At 61.9% G+C, this 18,257-nt stretch carries 16 protein-coding genes; 11 read left to right on the forward strand and 5 right to left on the reverse strand.

The genetic code is table 11. The features are described from left to right. Positions 1-45 precede the first annotated feature (45 nt). From mtgA to ACSQ22_RS19590, 4 genes are all read right to left on the reverse strand, one after another. Complete coding sequence (gene mtgA / locus ACSQ22_RS19575) at positions 46-780, reverse strand: monofunctional biosynthetic peptidoglycan transglycosylase (RefSeq protein WP_436131288.1); 735 nt, start codon at positions 778-780, stop codon at positions 46-48. 29 nt (positions 781-809) lie between these two features. Then, positions 810-1,658 carry a shikimate dehydrogenase gene (gene aroE / locus ACSQ22_RS19580; protein WP_436131289.1) on the reverse strand — a complete coding sequence of 283 codons (849 nt, stop codon included), beginning with the start codon at positions 1,656-1,658 and terminating at the stop codon, positions 810-812. A 69-nt stretch (positions 1,659-1,727) separates the two neighbouring features. Beyond that, positions 1,728-2,588: an energy transducer TonB gene (locus ACSQ22_RS19585; protein WP_055394913.1), complete on the reverse strand. Its 861-nt coding sequence runs from the start codon at positions 2,586-2,588 to the stop codon at positions 1,728-1,730. Positions 2,589-2,620: 32 nt separating this feature from the next. Next, positions 2,621-4,696: a ribonuclease catalytic domain-containing protein gene (locus ACSQ22_RS19590; RefSeq protein ID WP_121508978.1), complete on the reverse strand. Its 2,076-nt coding sequence runs from the start codon at positions 4,694-4,696 to the stop codon at positions 2,621-2,623. Positions 4,697-4,790: 94 nt separating this feature from the next. Between ACSQ22_RS19590 and ACSQ22_RS19595 the strand changes: the two genes are divergently transcribed. After that, a complete protein-coding gene (locus tag ACSQ22_RS19595) occupies positions 4,791-6,368 on the forward strand; it encodes a Wzy polymerase domain-containing protein (protein ID WP_436131290.1) in 1,578 nt (525 codons plus the stop codon). Positions 6,369-6,418: 50 nt separating this feature from the next. Here ACSQ22_RS19595 and ACSQ22_RS19600 read toward each other — a convergent pair whose 3' ends face one another. After that, positions 6,419-7,003, reverse strand: a complete 585-nt coding sequence (locus tag ACSQ22_RS19600) for a YqiA/YcfP family alpha/beta fold hydrolase (protein WP_436131291.1) — start codon at positions 7,001-7,003, stop codon at positions 6,419-6,421. Between the two features lie 110 nt (positions 7,004-7,113). On the opposite strand from ACSQ22_RS19600, the gene ACSQ22_RS19605 reads away from it, so the two are divergent. The 10 genes from ACSQ22_RS19605 to ACSQ22_RS19650 all read left to right on the forward strand — a co-directional run bounded on the left by ACSQ22_RS19605 (position 7,114) and on the right by ACSQ22_RS19650 (position 18,102). Continuing rightward, the gene (locus ACSQ22_RS19605) at positions 7,114-9,552 is read left to right on the forward strand and encodes a protein kinase domain-containing protein (RefSeq protein ID WP_436131292.1); all 2,439 of its coding nucleotides are present in this window, start codon (positions 7,114-7,116) and stop codon (positions 9,550-9,552) included. Positions 9,553-9,588: 36 nt separating this feature from the next. Further along, positions 9,589-10,761 (forward strand): rod shape-determining protein RodA, encoded by a 1,173-nt coding sequence (rodA, locus tag ACSQ22_RS19610; protein WP_055394909.1) that lies wholly within the window; start codon positions 9,589-9,591, stop codon positions 10,759-10,761. Between the two features lie 129 nt (positions 10,762-10,890). Next, the gene (locus ACSQ22_RS19615) at positions 10,891-11,229 is read left to right on the forward strand and encodes a YegP family protein (protein ID WP_055394907.1); all 339 of its coding nucleotides are present in this window, start codon (positions 10,891-10,893) and stop codon (positions 11,227-11,229) included. Positions 11,230-11,310: 81 nt separating this feature from the next. Continuing rightward, a complete protein-coding gene (tldD, locus tag ACSQ22_RS19620) occupies positions 11,311-12,795 on the forward strand; it encodes a metalloprotease TldD (protein WP_121421130.1) in 1,485 nt (494 codons plus the stop codon). A gap of 9 nt (positions 12,796-12,804) precedes the next feature. Then, entirely contained in the window at positions 12,805-13,809 is a 1,005-nt protein-coding gene (locus ACSQ22_RS19625; RefSeq protein WP_436131293.1) for a sialate O-acetylesterase, read from the forward strand. Positions 13,810-13,900: 91 nt separating this feature from the next. Continuing rightward, entirely contained in the window at positions 13,901-15,730 is a 1,830-nt protein-coding gene (locus ACSQ22_RS19630) for a carbamoyltransferase family protein (protein ID WP_218301710.1), read from the forward strand. Between the two features lie 5 nt (positions 15,731-15,735). Further along, positions 15,736-16,149 carry an SxtJ family membrane protein gene (locus tag ACSQ22_RS19635; RefSeq protein ID WP_436131294.1) on the forward strand — a complete coding sequence of 138 codons (414 nt, stop codon included), beginning with the start codon at positions 15,736-15,738 and terminating at the stop codon, positions 16,147-16,149. Then, the gene (locus tag ACSQ22_RS19640; RefSeq protein WP_176886993.1) at positions 16,149-16,301 is read left to right on the forward strand and encodes a DUF5989 family protein; all 153 of its coding nucleotides are present in this window, start codon (positions 16,149-16,151) and stop codon (positions 16,299-16,301) included. Before ACSQ22_RS19635 ends, ACSQ22_RS19640 begins: the two co-directional genes overlap by 1 nt. Positions 16,302-16,305: 4 nt before the next feature. Beyond that, positions 16,306-17,445, forward strand: coding sequence for an SGNH/GDSL hydrolase family protein (locus tag ACSQ22_RS19645; protein WP_436131295.1), 1,140 nt, complete (start codon positions 16,306-16,308; stop codon positions 17,443-17,445). A gap of 120 nt (positions 17,446-17,565) precedes the next feature. After that, positions 17,566-18,102, forward strand: a complete 537-nt coding sequence (locus ACSQ22_RS19650) for a hypothetical protein (RefSeq protein WP_436131296.1) — start codon at positions 17,566-17,568, stop codon at positions 18,100-18,102. Positions 18,103-18,257 lie beyond the last annotated feature (155 nt).

Genomic DNA, 18,257 nt, shown 5'->3' on the forward strand with positions numbered 1-18,257 from the left:
GGCATGGCGCCAGCCGTGCCGGTCTCCGAACGCTGACAGGCCCTGTCAGGGCAGTTCGGCACTCCCCATCCGCGCCAGGATGGTCCGCGTCCTTCCCGCCAGATACGCCGACCCCGGTGTCTTCTCAAACCGCTTCGGTGCAGGCAGCATTACCGCCAGCCGCGCGGCTTCCGTGGCGCTCAGGCGCGAGGCGCTTTTGCGGAAGTAGTGCTGCGCGGCCGCCTCGGCACCGAACACGCCTTCGCCCCATTCCACGCTGTTCAGATAAACCTCCAGGATGCGCTGCTTGCTCAGCAGCTGCTCCAGCAGCAGCGTGAGTACAAATTCCTGCCCCTTGCGCAGCAGCGTGCGTTCGCCGGATAGCAGCAGGTTCTTGGCCAGTTGCTGCGTGATGGTGGAGCCACCCCGGATCTTGGGGGCGCGCACGGGGCGGTCGGGGGCACGGGCCTGGGCTTTGTTGGCCAGGGCCTCGGCCTTGGCGTTGCGCTCCCAGGCTTTTTCGATGGCATTCCAGTCCACGCCGTCGTGGCTCACAAAGCCATCGTCTTCCGAGGCGATCACGGCGCGCTTGAGCTGGTCGGAGATGCTGGCGTAGGGCATCCACTGCTGGCGCCAGGGGACGTTGCCTTTGGTGGTGAGCAGCGTCCAGGCCTCGGAGCGCTGAAAGCTGGTGGATTCGGGGTCGATGACCACCATGGCAGCGATACGGACCACAAAGAACAGCTGCAGCGCCACGAAGGCGAGCACCACCAGTCCCAGCCAGCGCAGCACGGCTTTCATCGCGGTGTGTCTCCTCGTGTGGGGTGTTGTTATTTGGATGAGTTGGCCTGCTGCATTTCCTGCAGCACCTGGGCCGACGGCGGGCGCACGCCGCGCCACTGCAAGAAGGCTTCGGCGGCTTGCTCGACCAGCATGCCCAGGCCGTCACGCGGAACGGCGCCGTGCTGGCGGGCCCAATCCAGAAAACCCTGCGCGGCGGGGCCATACATCATGTCGTAGGCCAGGCAGCCGGGGCGCAGCACGCTGGCGGACACCGGCACTTCGGCACCGGCCAGGCTGCTGGCTGTGGCATTGATAATGACATCAAAATTGGCCTCTAGCGCTTGTGGAGTAAGCGCAATAAGCTCTGATTTTTGTAGCAGTGCAAGCGCACTGTGCGACTGCACCAGGGCCTGCGCCTTGGCCAGCGTGCGGTTGGCCACCGTGATGTGGCGGGCTCCTGCCAGCAACAACGGGCCCAGCACGCCCGCAGCGGCGCCACCGGCGCCTACCAGCAGCACATCGCGCCCCGCCAGCGACACACCCGCGTTGCGCGTGATGTCGGCCACCAGGCCCAGGCCGTCGGTGTTGTCGGCATAGATGCTGCCGTCGGCGCGGAAGGTGAGGGTGTTGGCCGCACCGGCCAGCTGCACGCGCTCGCTGCATTCGGTGGCGAGAAGTGGTGCGTCGGTTTTGAACGGCACCGTCACGTTGCAACCGCGCCCACCCTGGGCCACAAAGTCCCGCACGCCCTGGGCAAAACCATCCATGGGCACCAGGCGGCGTTCGTAGGCGATGTGCTCACCCGTCAGTTCGGCAAAGCGGGCGTGGATGGCGGGGGAGCGGCTGTGCGCCACCGGATTGCCCATCACGCAGTACAGGTCGGCGGCTTGGCTCATGGGTAAAAAATCGTGCGGTATGAAAAAAGGCGGGTTGGCAGGGCCGCCGCGGGCAGGGGCTGGTGGCGACTAGCGGACGCTGGTCTCCAGCGTCTGATCGCGCGTGAACTTGAAGCGCGCCACCATGGCGATCTGGTCGGCCTTCTTGCGCATGTCGGCGCCAAACGCGCCAAACGGGCCGGCAGCCCGGGCAATCGCCTCGGCGCGCCGGTCCAGCGTGGGGTTGCCCGAGCCTTGCACCACCTCGGTGTCGAGCACGCGGCCGTCGTGGTTGACGGTGACGATCATGGTCAGCTCGCCATACAGCTTCTTGCCGCCCTGTTCGGGGAAGTTTTCGGTGCCCTTGTCTTCCACCTTGCGGCGCAGGCCGTCGTAATAGATGGCGTAGGCCTCTTCGCGCGTGGCGGGGCTGATGTAGCGCTTCTTGGGGCGCGAGTTTTCTTCATTGATGCGCTTTTCGATCTCGGCGAGCAGCTTGACGAGCTGGCGGCGCTTTTCCTGCTCGTTGGCCTGCTCGGCGCTCTGGCTGGCCTGGCGCGGATCGGGCTCGGGCATGGTGGCCAGCTGCTTGCGCAACTGGGCCAGCAATTGCGCCTGCTGCTCCTGCATCGCATCCATCTTGCGCTGGGCTTCTTCGTAGTCGTCGCCCACCGTGGTCAGCGCGGTGTAGGGCAGGGGGCTGGTGGCGCGGCCCTTCTCGGCATCGCCGCCGCCAGCCAGGTTGGCCTGGGCAATCGCCTGGGCCTTGTCGGGGCGTTCGTTGGACTTGGCGTTGACCAGGATGACTTCGAGCGGCGTGTCCTGGAACACGCGGTTGAAGCCCTCGGGGTCGATGAAACGCACCGAGATGAGCGCGGCATGCACGGCCACCGAGATGCCCAACGCGAGCTGCAGCGTGCTGAAGGTGCGGAGGAAGGCAGGGAGTTTCATCGCCAGCAATTATCAGGGGCTGTCAGAGGGAATCAGGCGGCCGGTGCTGCTGCAGCGGCTTCGGCGGGTGCCTCGTTCACGTCCACTGCAATGGCAATCGGTCCGGCCACGGTATCGTCGTCCTCGGCATCGTCCACCGGGCCGTCGTCGCTGGTGTCGGCCGGGTCATCCAAGCGCTCGATCACGGTGCCATGGATATCGAGGGTGATCTCGTCCACCTCGCCCAGCTTGACCTTCAGGCGCGCGCCGCGCGGCAGGTTCTGCGCGCCCAGCACGGGGAAGACAAGCGGAATATCGTCTGCACGAACGAGGAAGCTGCCGCCCGGGCCTTCCTTGAAGACGGTGACGTTGAGCTCGGTGATGCCGTTCTGCTCTACATATTTGAGCGTCCAGAACCGTTCCATGCCCGCCTGGTAGCCGTTGTAGGCGCTGTAGGCGCCGTCAAAGCTGCTGATGATGGAGAACAGGTCGGCATCCTTGGGCTTGAAAGGCGCGGCCAGCGCAGCGGTCTTGCCGTGGCGGGCGCAGGCAATGATTTGCCACTGGTTGACCAGGTCGGTGTAGCGGCGCAGGGGCGACGTGGCCCACGAATACGCTTTGACGCCGATGCCCGCATGCGGCAGCGCCTTGGTGCCCATCCGCACCTTCACGCCCGGCGCCATGCTGGCCTGGCTGCGGTAGATGCCGGGCACTCCCAGCTCGGCCATCCAGCTGCCCCAGGTGCTGTTGGCCACGATCATGGCCTCCGCCACGATGAGATCGAGTGGCGCGCCGCGCTGGCGTACGCTGATCTGCACTTGTTCATCGCCCGTGGGCTCGGCACCGTTGTTGCCGACCAGGCGGAAGTTGTAGTCCGGTCGGTTGAAGTTCTCGGGCTTGCCACGCACCACTTCGCGGCGGGCTTTGAGGTCCTTGGCAAGGCGGTGCAAAAATGATAGCTGGGGGCGCAGGTCAGACAAGCGCTGGGGGTCGTTTTGATGCTCGAACGCCGGGTTGGAGAGCCATTCTTCGGTCACCACGCTGTCGAGCTGGTCGTGGCGCAGGTTGGCGACCACGTGCACGCGCTCCAGTTTGGTTTCGGAACTCTTGAATTCCAGCGTGGCTTCGTCGATGGTGACGTACAGCGACACGGCCGGGTTGGCGCGGCCTTCGTCCAGCGTGTAGGTCTGCACCACGTCATCCGGCAGCATGGTGATCTTGTAGCCCGGCATGTACACCGTGGACAGGCGCGCACGGCCCAATTGGTCGATGGCGCTGCCCGGCTGGATGGCCAGACCCGGCGCGGCGATGTGGATGCCCAGCACCACGGTGCCCGTGCCCAGGCCCTGCACCGACAGCGCATCGTCGATTTCGGTGGTCTGCGAATCGTCGATGGAATACGCCTGCGCGGTGGACAGCGGCAGCTCGTCCGCAATGGCGGGTGCGGTGACGGCGGGAAAGCCTGTGCCCTTGGGGAAGTTCTCGAACAAGAAGCGCTTCCAGTGGAACTGGTAGGCCGAATCGATGGCGCCCGCCTTTTGCAGCAGGTCGAGCGGCGCGGTGTGCGTGGCGCGGCTGGCGTCCACCACGGCCTTGTACTCGGGCGCGTTCTTGTCGGGCTTGAACAGGATCTTGTAGAGCTGGTCGCGGATGGGCTGCGGGCATTCGCCCCGTCCCAGCGCGGCGGCCCATTCGTCGATCTGCGCGAGGATGGCCTTTTTCTTCTCGATGGCGGCCAGCGCCTGCTGCAGGATCTCGGCCGATGCCTTCTTGAACCGGCCCTTGCCCGCACGGCGGAAGTAGTGCGGGGCGTCGTACAGGCGGAACAGCGCACCGGCCTGCTGGGCCAGGGTGGCGTTTTCAGAGAAATAGTCCCGCGCCAGGTCGGCAAAGCCGAACTCGTCTTCGGGCGCGAATTCCCAGGCCAGGTCCAGCTCAATGGTTTCGGCCACGGCCTGGGCCTGGGCGATCAAGTCGGCAGGCGAGGGTTTCTCGAATTTCAGGAGGATGTTGGCGGCCTTGACCTTGACCCGCTTGCCCGAGTCGAGCTCAACCTGGGCGGATGTATCGGCTTCGGACAGGATACGACCGGCCATGAACTTGCCGGCTTCTTCAAACAATGCGTGCATGGGCGGCATTGTCCCATGGGTGCCGCGCCGGTCCGACGGCCCCGGGCCTGCCCCTATGATCCAGGGCTTTGCACGATGGCCCGGTTCTTTCGACATGTTTTTTGATGCCATTGCCGTTCCGCTGGCCATGCTCGCAGTGGCTTTGCCGTTTCTGTTTGCCGTCACTGACTCCCCAATCGCCAACTTCTGGCCGCTGATCGCGTCCTGGGTGTGTGGGGCGGTGCTTTTGCTGCTGGCAGCCGGGTGGGCACGCGCCGGGGTCGCGCAGCGCAGGGGGCCTGCGGGCTGGGGTTGGCTGCTGGCGGGTGGGCTGGGGCTGGCCGCGCTGGTGGCCAGCGTCATCGGGCTGGTGCAGTACCTTGCTGGCGATGTCGGCCTGAGGCCCTGGATTCATGCCTCGGTGCCGGGCCAGGCGGTGGGCAACCTGCGCCAGCGCAACCAGCAGGCCACCCTGCTCAGCCTGGGCGCGTGGGCCTGGCTGTGGTGGACGCTGCATGCCCGTCCACAAGGCAACGCGGACTTGGCCGGGGCGGCCAGCCCAGGCTGCCCACCTTCCTCCGGCGTGTGGGGCGTGCTGACCGCCGTGGCGCTGATGTGGATCGCCGTGGGCGGGGCCGCCACAGCGTCGCGGACCGTGGTGGTGCAGTGGCTGCTTGTCCTGGTGCTTCTGGCCATGTGGCGTGGCGCTGGCCGTGGGGAGGCGCTGCGCCTGGGTATCGCAGGGTTTGCGGTTTTTCTGGTGGCCGCCTGGGTGCTGCCGGAGGCGCTCTGGAAGTTTCAGGGCGTGCGCGCAGATGCCTTGTTCCACCGTTTTACGGACGGATCGCACACCTGCACCAGTCGGCGGGTGCTGTGGTCCAACGTGCTCACCCTGATTGCGCAGAAACCGTGGCTGGGCTGGGGCTGGGGCGAACTGGACTACGCACACTACATCACGCTGTTCCCGGGCGAGCGCTTTTGTGTGCTGCTGGACAACGCGCACAACCTGCCCCTGCACCTGGCCGTAGAGCTGGGCCTGCCCGCTGCCGTGGCGTTGTGCGGGGTCGTCGTGGCAGGGTGCCTGTGGGCCCGGCCTTGGCGCGAAACCGAGCCCGTGCGCCAACTGGCCTGGGGCGTGCTGGCGATCATCGGACTGCACAGCATGCTGGAATACCCGCTGTGGTACGGGCCGTTCCAGGTGGTGGCCTTGCTCTCGGTGGCGATCCTGGTCTTGCCCCGGCGCGACGAAGCATCGGATGGGCGCGCGTGGCCTGCGGGGGCTGCTGCGCTGGTGGCCGCCCTGGCAGTCCTGGGTGCCTGCGGCCTTGCCGCCTGGGACTACCACCGCGTGAGCCAGCTTTACAAGCCCGGTGCGCAGCGGGCTGCCGCGTACCGTGAGGACACGCAGGCCAAGGTGTCCCATTCGCTGCTGTTTTCGGGCCCGCTGGACTTTGCGCGCCTGACCACCACGGGGCTGACCCGCGACAACGCAACGCGCATGAACGCCCTGGCCCAGGAGCTGCTGCATTACTCCCCCGAGCCCCGCGTCATCGAAGTGCTGGTTGAAAGTGCCGTGATGCTGGGCAAAGACGACGAAGCGGCTTTCCACATGAAGCGCTACCGTGCAGCCTACCCGGACGACTATGCCCGCTGGATGGGGGCGGGCGGCACCCGGGGATCCCAGGCACGTTGAAGAGGTTCTGATGCGCTGGTGCCCCTGGCGCCCCTGGCGCCCGGGTGATATCAGGCCAGAGCCAGGAATTCCGTGACCTGGGGCAGGTAGTCGCTGAAATTGGCGAGGGCGTGTTCTCCCCCCTCCTGCACCACCAACCGTGCCTGCGGGTAGCGCGCCACCATTTCACGCCAGTCCAGCACCTCGTCGCCCTTGGCAATGATGGCCATCTCGGGCGCTGCGGGCGGCTGGCCTGTGGTGTCCAGCGCGCGCAGCTCGTCAATGTATTCAGGCTGGAAGTAAAACCGCTCCGCTGGGTCGTGCCAGGTGGTCTGCTCGCCGATGTACCGCGCAAGGTCACGCGCCGGGTGCACGGCCGGATTGAGCATCACGCTGGGGCAGCCCTTGTGCTGCGCCACCCAGCTGGCGTAAAAGCCACCGAGCGAGGAGCCGATCACCGCCATTGCTGCTCCGCGCCACGGGGCAATGCCCTGCGCGACCAGTTCCATCGCCGCTTTGGGGGAGGGCGGCAGCTGGGGGCACCAGAAGGTGACACCCGGGTGGTGCTGCGCCACATGCGCGGCCATCTGCCGCGCCTTGGCAGACTGGGGCGAAGAGCGAAAGCCGTGCAGGTACAGAAGGTGGGTGGTGGTCATGGAGGGGGAAAACGACAGGGCAGGGGAATCACTGCTGCGAAAGGGGTGGCCGAGACATAAGATGCATGGCATGGGCACCACGCGGTGGGCCCGCTGCCTTGATCCCCACCATGACTGATTTTGCCCCGCTTTCCACCGCCAAACGCTGGGCTTTGGGATCCACCGACAAGCCTCCCACGTCGCTGGGCCGCTTTGAACTGAAAAAGCTGCTGGGCCGGGGCGCCCAGGCCACCGTGTGGCTGGCGCTGGACCCGCGCCTGCAGCGCGAGGTGGCCATCAAGCTCATGCGCCCCGTGGAGGACCAGGACCCGTCGGTGCTGGAGCACTGGCTGCGCGAAGCCCGGCATGTGGGGCGCCTGGCGCACCCCTTCATCGTTCCGGTGTTTGAGGCCGATGTGCAGGGCCGCCAGCCCTACATCGTGTTCGAGTACGTTCCAGGCAAGACGCTGGCCGAGCATCTGGCGCAGCAGGGGCGCTGCACGCCGCACGACGCAGTGGCGCTGATGGTGGATGTGCTGGATGGCCTGCAGGCCGCACACCAGGCCGGCATCGTGCACCGCGACCTCAAGCCTTCCAACATCATGATCGACACCCAGCGCCACGCGCGGGTGATGGACTTTGGCATGGCGGCACCGGTGCAGGCTGTGCCGGATTCGCAACTGGCCAGTGGCACCCCGGCGTACCTCGCGCCCGAGGCGGCGGACGGGGCGGCCCCTGCAGCGGCCATGGATGTGTATTCGGCCGCCCTGGTGCTGGTGGAGCTTCTCACGGGCCGGCCACTGATCCACCAGAAGGACGCCTGGCAGGCGCTGTACCGCGTTGCCAACGAAACCCTGGTGCTGCCGGAAGACCTGGGGCCGGGCGTGGACGACGCCCTGCGGGCCATTTTGCAACGTGCGATGGCGCGCGAGCCGGGCCAGCGCTATCCGTCGGCGGCGGAGTTTCGCGATGCCTTGCGTGCCTGGGCAGCTCCGGCCAGCGCGCCCACGGCCGCCAGCAATGCCACGCTCGACTTCCTGCTGCGGCGCATGCGCCACAAGAGCGACTTTCCGGCGCTGTCGGACTCGGTGGCGCGCATCCAGCGCGTGGCCAACTCCGAGGACGACAGCATCAGCGATCTCACACACGAGATCCTCAAGGATGTGGCGCTCACCAACAAGTTGCTGCGCCTGGTCAACAGCGTGCATTTCGCGCATGCGGGCCGGGGCACCATCAGTACCGTGTCGCGGGCCGTGAGCTTGGTGGGCTTCAACGCCGTGCGCAACATGGCACTCAGCCTGGTGCTGCTGGACCACATGCAGGACAAGGCCCATGCAAGCCAGATGCGCGAGGAGTTTTTGCGCGCCATGATGGCTGGCTCGGTGGCGGCGGAGCTGTGCGAGCCCGGCCAGGCGGCTGAAGAGGCCTTCATTGGCGCGATGTTCCAGAACCTGGGCCGCATGTTGTGCGAGTTCTATTTTCCGGAAGAGGCGCGCCAGGTGCGCGCCCTGATGGAGACTGGCCGCGTGGAGGGGGGCGAAGAGTCGGCCGCGCTGCAGGTGCTGGGCCTGGGCTTCGAGGACCTGGGGGTGGGCGTGGCCCGCGTCTGGGGGCTGCCCGAGAGCCTGCAGCGCTGCATGCGCAAGCCCCTGGGCTCGCCCATGCAACGCGCGCCGGAGCAGGGGGTGGAGCGCCTGCGCTGGGTGGCGATGGCTGCCAATGAGGTGGCCAGCACCTTGCTGGCGAGCGATGCCGCGTCGCTGGAAGCCCGCCTGGGCCAGATCGGCACCCGCTATTCCCGTACGCTGGCGCTGTCTCCCGCAGCGATTTCGGAGGGCACTTTGCGCGCCCGCCACAAGCTCGTGGCGCTGGCCGAGGCGCTGGACCTGCGCGTAGCCCCCGGCACGCCTGCGGCGCGGCTGCTGCAGCTGCCCCCGGCGGCCGGTGCCGGGCCCGCGCAGGATGACGCCCTGGGCTCGCACGAGCTGCGGGCCAGCGAAACCCAGCCCTTGCCAGCGGTGCTGGAGTCGCAGGCCAGCGGCGCCGTGTCGGTCGCGCAGGTCAACGAAGTGCTGGCAGCGGGCATCCAGGACATCACCAATGCCATGGTCGAGAGTTTTCAGCTCAACGACGTGTTGCGCATGATCCTGGAGACCATGTTCCGCGCGCTGGGGTTTCGGCGCATGGTGTTTTGCCTGCGTGAGGCACGCACCGATTTGCTGACCGGCCGCTTTGGCCTGGGCGAGGGCAGCGAGGCCGCCGTGCGTGCCATGAAAGTCCCGCTCAAGGCGCCGGGCGACCTGTTTGCCGCCGTCTGCCTGCGCGGCGCCGATACGCTCATCAACGACGCGACGGAGCCCAAGATGCAGGCCCGCCTGCCCGAGTGGTACCGCGCGGGGCTCAATGCCCCCTCGTTCCTGCTGCTTCCGCTGCAGATCAAGGGGCAGACGTTTGCGCTTATCTATGCCGACCAGTCCGCGGCAGGGGGCATCGTGGTGGACGACAAGGCCCTGGGCCTGCTGCGCACCCTGCGCAACCAGGCGGTGATGGCCTTCCGCCAGGCGGGGTGACGGTGGCGCGGCCCCAAGGGCCGCGATAATCCCGCGATGGCCGTTGTTTTTGAAAAGCCCTCGCTCGCCCAGCGTTTTCTTCCCCTGTTTCGCGGGTTTGACCTGCCGCTCATGCTGGTGGTGGCGTTGCTCGCCTGCGCCGGGCTGGTGGCCATGTATTCATCGGGCTACGACCACGGCACACGGTTTTCGGACCATGGGCGCAACATGCTCATTGCGGGTGCCATTTTGTTCATGGTGGCCCAGGTGCCGCCCCAGAAAATCATGCTGTTCGCTGTGCCGCTGTACGCGGCTGGCGTGGCGCTGCTCTTGGCGGTGGCGCTGTTTGGCATCACCAAAAAAGGGGCGACGCGCTGGATCAATGTGGGCATCGTCATCCAGCCCAGCGAGATCCTGAAAATTGCCATGCCCCTGATGCTGGCCTGGTGGTTCCAGAAACGCGAGGGCACCTTGCGCCCGCTCGACTTTGCGGCGGCAGGGCTGCTGCTGGCCGTTCCGGTGGGGCTGATCATGAAGCAGCCCGATCTGGGTACGTCGCTACTGGTTCTGGCAGCTGGCCTGTCCGTGATCTTCTTTGCCGGGCTCTCCTGGAAGCTGGTGCTGCCACCGGTGGTGCTGGGGGGCGTGGGCATCCTGGCGCTGGTGTTGCTGGGGGACCAGTTGTGCGCGGACGGCGTGCGCTGGTCGGTGCTGCACGACTACCAGCAGCAGCGCATCTGCACCCTGCTGGATCCCACACGCGACCCGCTGGGCAAGGGGTTCCACATCATCCAGGGCATGATCGCCATCGGCTCGGGGGGCATGTGGGGCAAGGGTTTCATGGCGGGTACGCAGACGCATCTGGAGTTCATCCCCGAGCGCACCACTGACTTCATCTTTGCCGCGTTCTCCGAGGAGTTCGGGCTGGCAGGCAACCTGTTTCTGCTGGTCTGCTTTTTGATGCTGGTCTGGCGCGGCCTGGCCATCGCCGCAGGGGCCACCAGCCTGTTCGGGCGCCTGATGGCCGGGGCGGTCTCGATGATCTTTTTCACCTATGCCTTTGTGAACATGGGCATGGTCAGCGGCATCCTGCCCGTGGTGGGCGTGCCGCTGCCTTTCATCAGCTATGGCGGCACCGCCATGGTCACCCTGGGCCTGGCGCTGGGCATCCTGATGTCGGTGGCCCGGGCCCAGAAGCAGGACCCCAAGGACGCTCGGCCTGCCCTATAGCCATAGGCTCCGCTGGGAGATCAGGAACACCTTCCAGGGTCTTTACCCAGGCGTTGCGTGCAGGGCGGCAAGAGGGTACAAACCGGCAGGCCAACTGTGCCTTGGCCCATGCAACCGGAGGGATTCCCTATGGCGGCGAAGTTCGAGCTGAAGAAGTCGAAGAACGATAAATTTGTCTTCAACCTGTTGGCCTCCAATGGCCAGATCATCCTCACCAGCGAGATGTACGAATCACGGGCCAGTGCACTGAACGGCATCGAATCCGTGCGCAAGAACGCTCCCGATGATGGCCGGTTCGGTCGCTTGAGCGCCAAGGATGGATCGCCCTATTTCACGCTCAAGGCGGGCAATGGCCAGGTGATCGGCCAAAGCCAGATGTATTCCGGTGCCAAGGCGCGCGATGCCGGTATCGAGTCGGTGCAGACCCATGCACCCCAGGCCGCGCTGGACGACCAGACGACGGCCTGACGCTTTGCGTGGGCGCGTTGTGGCATAGGGCCATGTGCCCCCTTGTCCGGCAGGGTGGGGCTGCGCGCCTAAAATGCCCCGATGACTTTCCGCTCCACCACTGCCGCGCCCCAGCGTGCGGCCACCAGCCAGCGCATCGATGTCGCTCGCGAATTGTTGCTGACCCCTTTCGGGCTTGACGAAAGCCATCTGGCACGGGCACTGGCCGAGATCCGCACCCACAAGGTGGACGATGCCGACCTGTACTTCCAGTACACCCGCAGCGAGGGCTGGAGCCTCGAAGAGGGCATCGTCAAGACTGGTTCCTTCAGCATCGACCAGGGTGTGGGTGTGCGCGCGGTGAGCGGCGAGAAGACGGCGTTTGCCTATTCGGACGACATCTCCGAGGCGTCCTTGCTGGACGCAGCCCGAACTGTAAGGTCTATTTCGGCCGCAGCGCAGGCGGGTAAAGCGCGAGTAGCTCCTAAAAAAGTAGCGGCAGGCCGCAGCCTGTACCCCGGCGTGGACCCCATTGCCTCGCTCGACAGCACCGCCAAGGTGGCCTTGCTGGAAAAGCTGGAGCAGCGCGCCCGCGCCAAGGACCCGCGCGTGGCGCAGGTCATGGCCGGGCTGGCGAGCGAATACGACGTGGTGCTGGTGGCCCGTGCCGACGGCACCCTGGCGGCCGATGTGCGCCCGCTGGTGCGCCTGTCGGTCACGGTGATCGCCGAGCAGAATGGCCGCCGCGAAATGGGTTCGGCGGGCGGCGGTGGTCGTTTCGGCCTGGCCTATTTTGACGACGAGCAGATGGGTAAGTACGTGGACGAGGCCGTGAATGCGGCCCTGGTCAACCTCGAATCGCGCCCCGCCCCTGCGGGCGAGATGACGGTGGTGCTGGGGTCGGGCTGGCCCGGCATCCTGCTGCACGAAGCCATTGGCCACGGGCTGGAAGGCGACTTCAATCGCAAGGGCTCGAGCGCATTCAGCGGCCGCATCGGCCAGCGCGTGGCGGCCAAGGGCGTGACGGTGCTGGACGACGGCACCATCGCCGACCGCCGTGGATCGCTCAACGTGGACGACGAGGGCCACGCCAGCCAGCGCAATGTGCTGATCGAGGACGGCATCTTGAAGGGCTACATCCAGGATTCGCTCAACGCGCGCCTGATGGGTGTGGCACCCACTGGCAACGGTCGGCGTGAGAGCTATGCCCACATTCCCATGCCGCGCATGACCAACACGTACATGCTGGGCGGCGACAAGGACCCGCAGGAAATCATCGCCAGCATCAAGAAGGGCCTGTATGCCAGCAACTTCGGCGGCGGACAGGTGGACATTACCTCGGGCAAGTTCGTGTTCTCGGCCAGCGAAGCCTACTGGGTGGAAAACGGCAAGATCCAATACCCCGTGAAAGGCGCGACCATCATCGGCAGCGGCCCCGAGTCGCTCAAGAAGGTCACCATGATCGGCAACGACATGCGCCTTGACAGCGGCGTAGGCACCTGCGGCAAAGAAGGCCAGAGCGTCCCCGTGGGCGTGGGCCAGCCTACGCTGCGTATCGAGGGGTTGACGGTGGGTGGGACGGCCTGAAGAAGGCGGATGCGAAAAGTTGGTGTGGCATTCCGGCAACCCACTCTCCGCCTGCTGTGCAGCATAGTCTGCTTGTGGGGGCTGGCATGTGGGAGCGGCAGCAGCTTCGCTCAGCACTGTCTGGCGGTAGATGCCAACCCATCGGCTCCAGTTCGCAAGCTTTTTGTCATCGCAGGACAATCCAACGCGGTGGGCTTGGCGTCCGTCAGGGACATTACCAGTGGTCCCAATAATTATGTTGAGAAAGATACCGTTTTTCCGAACGTGAAGATCTATGGCGTCTTTAACGCTGGACCTGAAATTGCCGGAAAGGATGATGCAACACATTCCAGCACAGTAAGCTGGAGTCGTTTTGCATCATGGCAGGTGGCACGGCCTGGTTTCGGCTACAAAAATGTGACCCATTACCCGCAGTATTTCCCACAGGGCTCGGGTGCACAAGACATGTTTGGACCTGAACTGTACTTTGCCCGCTACTTGAATGATCGGCCGCCGAAAGACCATTACATTGTAAAACTGGCTGTTTCAAATACTTCGCTGAATACCACGACCAATGCTGATAGCTGGTCCCCTGGGGGACGATTGTATAAAGAGCTTATGAAAATGATTGCTGAAGCTCACAATACCAAGCGAACGGAAGTGAATTTGAAGGTGGCTGGCATTTTTTTTATGCAGGGCGAAACCGACGCAATGCATAAAGAATGGGCAAGAAATTACGAAAAAAATCTCAAGGAATTCGTACAACGCTTCCGAGAGGATGTTCAAAGTATGAACTGTGCAGAGGCAAAAAATGTCCCAGTCGTCCTTGGAAGAATTCAAAATAATTCTGCGTGGGTGCATGCAAAAATCGTGCGACTTGCTCAGAAAAAGGTGGCTCGCGACGTCCCGCACGTCAGTATTGTGAATACGGATGATCTTTCGGGGTGGCTTGACAAGAGTGGTTTGCACTTCAACGAGTATGGTCAGGCCCAGTTGGGTAAGAGGGTTTATCAAGCCTTTTTTCCTCCTTCGTAAAACTTTGAGCAAAACGGAAACTTCGAAAATTTTCGGATGTGAGCGATATTTTCGTTTTTACGATTAAATAAGATTATTTTTGTGGATTGCAATGAATATATTGGGAATATCTGCGTACTATCATGACAGCGCGGCGGCGCTATTGCGATCAGGCAGAATCATCGCTGCGGCACAGGAAGAGCGTTTCACGCGGAAAAAGCATGATGAACGATTCCCAAGAAATGCAATCCATTACTGCCTAGCGGAGGCAAATGTTCGTGTCCATGAACTGGACTCGATTGTTTTTTATGACAAGCCCATCCTCAAGTTCGAGCGCTTGCTCGATACCTATTTGAGTTATGCGCCCCGCGGCTTTCATTCTTTTGTAATGGCTGTACCCGTTTGGCTCAAGGAGAAGCTGTATCTGAAGAGGACACTCAGGCAAGAGCTTGCCAGCTTGCTTTCCTGCAAGGAGTCGGAACTTCCTCCAATTTTGTTTGCCGAGCATCATGAGTCGCATGCGGCGTCTGCCTTCTATCCGAGTCCCTATGAAACTGCCGCCGTTTTATGTCTGGATGGCGTAGGAGAGTGGGCAACCACATCGGCATGGCTGGGGCAGGGTTCAGAATTGACCCCTTTATGGCAAATCGATTTTCCGCACTCACTGGGGTTGTTGTATTCGGCGTTTACCTATTATCTAGGTTTCAAGGTGAACTCGGGAGAGTACAAGCTCATGGGCCTTGCGCCCTATGGAAAGCCTGTTCATACCCAATTGATCTGGGATCATCTTATCGACGTCAAGGAGGACGGGAGTTTTCGCCTGAATCTGGATTATTTTGATTATTGCGCTGGATTGCGGATGACCAACCAGAAGTTCTCCGATCTATTCGGGGGGGCGCCCCGAGATCCAGAGAGCGTACCGACCCAGCGCGATATGGATCTGGCAGCGTCCATCCAGGTGGTGACGGAAGAAATAATTATAAAATTGGCTCGGCAGCTCAAAAAAGATACCGGCGCCGATTATTTGTGTTTGGCCGGGGGGGTGGCTCTGAATTGTGTAGCGAATGGGCGCCTTTTGCGAGAGGGAATTTTCAAAGACATCTGGATTCAACCCGCCGCTGGAGATGCAGGTGGTGCATTGGGGGCCGCTTACGCTGCCTACCATACCTATCGCAAGCAACCCAGGGTGTATGTGCCGGGCGTTGACCAGATGCAAGGCTCCTTGCTGGGGCCGCGCTATGAACAAGCTGATATCGTTGCGAAGCTTGATCAACTGGGGGCGCACTACACAGTGGTTGAGCCTAGTAGGCTGTCTGATACCGTTGCAGATCTGTTGGCCAATGAAAAGGTTGTAGGCTGGTTTCAAAATCGGATGGAGTTCGGTCCCCGGGCGCTGGGTGCGCGGTCGATCATTGCGGATCCGCGTTCGAGTGCCATGCAGTCCCAGCTGAACTTGAAAATAAAATTCCGCGAGTCGTTCAGGCCTTTTGCCCCGGCCGTCAAAGAAGAGGCCGCTGCTCGGTACTTCCACTTGGATAGGCCCAGCCCCTATATGCTCTTGGTGGCACAGGTCCACGAGGACATTCAGACCCAGCCGGATGAGTCCTTGCACGGTTTGGCGCAGTTGCATCAGGTGCGTTCGTCGATCCCTGCCGTGACACATGTGGATTATTCTGCGCGCGTACAAACCGTGAGTGAACAAAGTAACCCAGAGTTTTATCAGCTATTGAGTGCCTTCGAACGAAAAACCGGCTGTTCGGTACTGGTGAATACATCGTTCAATGTGCGCGGCGAGCCTATTGTCTGTACGCCGGAAGACGCATTCCGTTGTTTCATGGGAACGGATATGGATTGCTTGGTATTGGGTAACGTACTGCTGTCGAAGGACGCACAAAAGAACGTCAATATTGCCCATCGCAAAGGTGCCTTGGCACTGGACTGACGAAAATGATGAAAAATAACACTGAAGCCGTAGTCGATGCACGTGAACTGCGTAAATTCGGCTATGTCATGGCAGGGTTTTTTGCCCTGGTTTTTGGCCTTTTTGTGCCTTGGTGGTGGTCTCTAAAATGGGCTTATTGGCCATGGGGCGTCGCTGTGGTCTTTCTTGCGTTGGCCCTTTTGAAGCCCTTGGCTTTAGGTATTGTTTACAAATGCTGGATGCGACTGGGTCGAGTGCTTGAATGGGTCAATGTCCGGATTGTTCTGGGTGTTGTCTTCTTTCTGGTTTTTATGCCGTTGGGAATGATCATGCGGCTGCTTGGAAAGGATACGCTGAAAAAAAAATGGGATAAGCAGGTGGCTACCTACAGAGTCAACAAGGTATCTAGAAAAAATAATCACATGGAGCGGCAATTCTGATGTTGGAGCTGATCAAAGAGCTTATTCTTTTCTTCCAGGAGCATAAACGCTACGCACTGATTCCTGTGCTCTTGGTCTTGCTGCTGCTGGGAGCCCTCATTGTGTTTGGGCATGGCTCGGTGTTTGCCCCCTTTATCTATACGCTGTTCTAGATCGATGAAGAAGCTCATTTACATTCTTCTTCCTTCACTAGTACTGTGCGCACTTGTGGCTTTGGGGTACTGGGCTGGGCTGTATACGGTGGCTGGCCGGTTCGATAAAGTCATCCGGTGGGTGGAGCAAGGGGAGACTTTGGCTGGAGTGCTGGCAGTGACTCCTTTGAAGGATGAGCAGCGCAATCATTACGCACGCGCTTACACCAGTTCTGCGTTGGATATCGGCTCCATTAGTTGGTCTGTCCCTAATCAGCCAACTCCTTTTGTAGGTACTGCCCCATCACCAGGGCAACACCAAAATGCACATATCAACTCTTGGCAGATGCGCAACAGCGAGGAGCTCCAGATGCCGAAGCCGGCTGGGGTTTATCGCATTTTTCTCACCGGTGGCTCCACCGCATATGGATCTGGTGCTCCGAGTCAGGAGCAGACGATTGGCAGCCTGCTGAACGATCTGCTCAACAAGAACCTGTCAAAACCTGGCCTGCGTTACGAGGTGTTTACTTTTGCCAATCCAGCTTGGGCGTCCACACAAGAGCGTATTGCCATTGAAAACTATCTTTCTGAGCTTCAGCCGGATCTGGTGATTTCACTGTCTGGAAATAATGATGTTTTTTGGGGGGATGCGGGTCGAAATGTCCTGTGGTTCAGTGCATTTTCAGATGATTATTTTAAAACACTGGCGAATACGGGTTTGAAGATAGCTGGCAGAAAGGAATTGCAGGACTTGCCGCAGGCCCGTCCTCTGCCTCAGCCTGTACCCTCGCAGACTGTCGCTTATCGACTCGAAAAGAATATTCGATTAGGAGCACATGCTCTTCAGGGTGTAGCTTGGGTATTTTTCCTGCAGCCTACTCTTTCTGTGTCTAAAAAGTCTTTGAGTTCACGTGAAAAAGATTTTCTCTCCAATTCTAAAGAATATTATGTGCAGTGCTATCAGGCAATTAAAGCCAGTCTGTCGGGCGTCAGCTTGAAGAACTTCAAGTTTATCGATCTGTCTGGCGTCTTCGACCGCTACGGGGCAGAGGACGACATGTTCCTGGATCAGTTTCATTTTGGGGATAAGGGCAATGCTGTCATTGCTCACGCCATCCTCACCTCATTGACTCCGCAAATAGAAGGCAGTCTGCGCAAGCCTTAGCCTTGAGTTGTGATATTTGCGTATGGAAGCGGCTGCTGTGGCTCCATGTCTTGCTGCTTCCGCGCGCGCTAAGGGCTGAAGAGGGTGTGGCGTAGAGCTACGGAGCGCACAATATGTGCCATGCCCGCCACGCTTCCGAGCCAGCAGACCCTTCAGTCATTTGGCGACATCAGCCGCTTTCTGCGTGAAGGCGTGGCCGATGAGGAATCTCGCCAACTGCGCGATAGCTTGAGCGCGCTCTCAACGCAGATCGACGAGGCAGTGCGGATCCGCCGCACCAGCACCGATACCACAGCCATCACCCGGCGTGTGTTGACTTTGTCGCATTGCGCCCGCGAGCACCAGTTGTTCCTGACGGGCCTGGGATCGGCCTGGCACGCGTTGTACGAGTTCGGGGCCTATGAGCGTGCGCTGAGGGAGTTGCGCAATGCGATCGCGGACTGGCAGCAGATGCTGGAGCGGCGCAGCCCGAAGGAAAGTGCAAGCTTCGACCAGTTCGAGCTTCTGGCCTGGCGCACGCTGGGCGAGGCGCTGCTGCTCATCGACATGTACGAGCACCAGAGCGATCCACCCAGTGACCTGCAGGATCGGGCGCCGCCGCGCAAGCTGTCCGTCCTGCAGCGTGCGAGCGCTTGGTTTCGTCGCTGGAGGCGTTGAATCAGGGGGTTGGAAGTGGGGCCTGGTAGGCATCCGGATTACCATTGCTGTCGCGCAATCGCAACAATCCGGGGGTGCTGCACTGCCGCACTCCTGTGCTACATTGGCTGCCATGCAAGTTCGCAGCACGTTTTATTTTTGGTTTTTTATCTCGG

The organism is Acidovorax sp. LjRoot38, from assembly GCF_964252975.1.
GTDB classification, from domain to species: domain Bacteria; phylum Pseudomonadota; class Gammaproteobacteria; order Burkholderiales; family Burkholderiaceae_C; genus Acidovorax; species Acidovorax facilis.

Bases quoted from the DNA above. Each gene is read 5' to 3' on its own strand.
- mtgA (WP_436131288.1), bottom strand. From the start codon at position 780: ATGAAAGCCGTGCTGCGCTGGCTGGGACTGGTGGTGCTCGCCTTCGTG.
- aroE (WP_436131289.1), bottom strand. From the start codon at position 1,658: ATGAGCCAAGCCGCCGACCTGTACTGCGTGATGGGCAATCCGGTGGCG.
- ACSQ22_RS19585 (WP_055394913.1), bottom strand. From the start codon at position 2,588: ATGAAACTCCCTGCCTTCCTCCGCACCTTCAGCACGCTGCAGCTCGCG.
- ACSQ22_RS19590 (WP_121508978.1), bottom strand. From the start codon at position 4,696: ATGCACGCATTGTTTGAAGAAGCCGGCAAGTTCATGGCCGGTCGTATC.
- ACSQ22_RS19595 (WP_436131290.1), top strand. From the start codon at position 4,791: ATGTTTTTTGATGCCATTGCCGTTCCGCTGGCCATGCTCGCAGTGGCT.
- ACSQ22_RS19600 (WP_436131291.1), bottom strand. From the start codon at position 7,003: ATGACCACCACCCACCTTCTGTACCTGCACGGCTTTCGCTCTTCGCCC.
- ACSQ22_RS19605 (WP_436131292.1), top strand. From the start codon at position 7,114: ATGACTGATTTTGCCCCGCTTTCCACCGCCAAACGCTGGGCTTTGGGA.
- rodA (WP_055394909.1), top strand. From the start codon at position 9,589: ATGGCCGTTGTTTTTGAAAAGCCCTCGCTCGCCCAGCGTTTTCTTCCC.
- ACSQ22_RS19615 (WP_055394907.1), top strand. From the start codon at position 10,891: ATGGCGGCGAAGTTCGAGCTGAAGAAGTCGAAGAACGATAAATTTGTC.
- tldD (WP_121421130.1), top strand. From the start codon at position 11,311: ATGACTTTCCGCTCCACCACTGCCGCGCCCCAGCGTGCGGCCACCAGC.
- ACSQ22_RS19625 (WP_436131293.1), top strand. From the start codon at position 12,805: ATGCGAAAAGTTGGTGTGGCATTCCGGCAACCCACTCTCCGCCTGCTG.
- ACSQ22_RS19630 (WP_218301710.1), top strand. From the start codon at position 13,901: ATGAATATATTGGGAATATCTGCGTACTATCATGACAGCGCGGCGGCG.
- ACSQ22_RS19635 (WP_436131294.1), top strand. From the start codon at position 15,736: ATGATGAAAAATAACACTGAAGCCGTAGTCGATGCACGTGAACTGCGT.
- ACSQ22_RS19640 (WP_176886993.1), top strand. From the start codon at position 16,149: ATGTTGGAGCTGATCAAAGAGCTTATTCTTTTCTTCCAGGAGCATAAA.
- ACSQ22_RS19645 (WP_436131295.1), top strand. From the start codon at position 16,306: ATGAAGAAGCTCATTTACATTCTTCTTCCTTCACTAGTACTGTGCGCA.
- ACSQ22_RS19650 (WP_436131296.1), top strand. From the start codon at position 17,566: ATGCCCGCCACGCTTCCGAGCCAGCAGACCCTTCAGTCATTTGGCGAC.